Below are 2,059 nucleotides of genomic sequence, written 5' to 3'. Positions count from 1 at the left end.
TCCTCCGGTAAGAGTCTTGCCGCAAATGCACAGAGCAGGCGTCCTCTCGGGTCGGAGACTCCCGGTTCGAGCAGAGTTCCACTGACACTCCGCTGTTCTAAAATCGTCCGCTCCGGCTCCCACGGGCGGACTTCGACATCAAATCCATCCTGCCCCGGTGTCAAAAGAAAACTTCTCCTGAAAAGCGGATCCGTCCACTCAAACGAGGTGCCTGACGGCCCGCTTCCGGCATCCTGCGGCTCGCCGTACCAGCTGCTGAGGCGCTCCTTCATATCCTCAAAATCCACCCCGGCACTGTCCGCCTCAAGGGAAAGACTCTCAAGTCTTCCATCCGAAAAATAACAGCTTGTCAGAATCGTCTGATCCACCCCAAACCACTTCATCGGGAACTGATAATTCTGGATCTTTTTTCCGCCCTTTGCCATATGTTCCGCCGCCAGAATTCCATCCATTCCAAGAAACTCTGAGAATGTCTCTACATCCACCCCGAACGGGATTCCCTGATCTTTCGCCTGCACATAGGCACTGTCATGGAAATTGTTATAGTAGTGCGCCTTCGCCGTCATGGACGGGGTATCCAGACTCATAATCTTCGATACCGCCTGACAGATGACATCCACAATCTGAGCCACATCTTCGATATTCACCGTCTCCGCGCGGTCATACGGAGTCTTTTCCCCATAACTGCTCTGCCGCCTTGTCACAGTCACAGCCGGCATCCGTCCGCGCAAAAATGAGGAGGAATCTCCCCCGGCACACCGCTCGTACGCCCAGCTCGTGTCCGTGATCTCCCTCGACGCCTCAAGCAGAAGATCCCCGAGCATCGTCTCCTTTCGGTCAATCGTTCCGAGAACAATATTCCCCCCGGTCATCGCCCCTAAGCGGTCTAAATCGATCACGCCGATCACGCGGTTTCTCTCCTCCTCGCTCATCGTGCTGACATAATGGCGGGATCCGAGATTCTGTGACTCGTGACCTGCAAAACTCACAAAGCGCAGCTCCGTGTCGGATGGAAGTCTTGAGAGAAGCCTTGCACTCTCAAGCAGTGTTACAACCCCGGCAGCGTCGTCAACCGCACCGGGACTTCCGACCATCGTGTCGTGATGCGCACATAAAATCAGAATATCCGCCTCCGGTGAGGATGCAGAGCGCACTGCCGTCACATTTGTGCCAGAAACAACCGTTCCATTCTCCTGTCCGTACTGGAACGGCTGAAGAGCCGTCACATAACCATAATCCCCGAGAAGCTGGCGGATGTATGCAGCCGCACTGCTCTCCCCGCGGCTCCCCGAGGGGCGTGGAGAACGCGTCAGCCTCGCAAGCTCTTCCTGAAGGTAAAAGGTATTGACTTCTTCCAGAACAGGAACATCCCCCGGCATCTGATACTCCGGATTCGTGTCCACTCTGGGCAGGACTCTCGTGGAGGGACCGGCACATCCCGCAAGCATCAGTGCCACCGCTCCCGCCGTCATCCTGATGGAAACATTTCTGCCCAACTGTCTCATAATCACTCTGATTTCCTTATTTTCTTAATCCGTCTCATTTTCCAAAAGCCGTCTCCGGTTTTCTCTAATATTGGCATTGTAGCATAAGGCGGTGTTTTTTTCAAGGATCACCGAAGATGACCCCTGTGCGCACCTAACCTCCATTTTTTATGATAGGACGCTCTCTCTTATAATCAGACAGAAAAAGAGTCCGGCAGAATGTCCTTTGGTTCCGGACATTCTATCGGACTCCCTGATTTATGATCATCTATCTGCGACGATCCGCATATTCTTCTTAGATCTCTGCAAGAATAAAGATGTCGTAGATTGCCTTGATTGCAGTCTCGAAGTCTGCATTCTTGACACCGATGATGATGTTGAGCTCACTAGAACCCTGATCAATCATCTTGACATTGACACGGGCATGTGCCAGTGCGGAGAAGATTCTTCCTGCGGTACCACGGGTTGCCTTCATGCCGCGTCCTACGACTGCGATCAGTGCCAGATCTGCCTCAAGCTCTACGCTGTCCGGCTCCACTGCACGGTGAATGCCAGCGATCACAGACTGCTCATAC

The 2,059-nt window shown here is 53.4% G+C and carries 2 protein-coding genes; both read right to left on the bottom strand.

Annotated features, from left to right (window positions below):
- The coding region (locus ACR0QE_RS13365) for a M28 family peptidase (RefSeq protein WP_432628827.1) at window positions 1–1,505 on the bottom strand (1,505 nt) is incomplete at its 3' end.
- Between the two features lie 274 nt (window positions 1,506–1,779).
- On the bottom strand, window positions 1,780–2,059 hold a 280-nt coding region (locus ACR0QE_RS13360), incomplete at its 5' end, for an ACT domain-containing protein (protein WP_432628826.1).

Source organism: Brotaphodocola sp. (assembly GCF_050873065.1).
GTDB lineage: Bacteria > Bacillota > Clostridia > Lachnospirales > Lachnospiraceae > Brotaphodocola.
The sequence above is the reverse complement of the archived record's forward strand: the minus strand, read 5'-3'. Positions and strand labels throughout refer to the sequence as shown.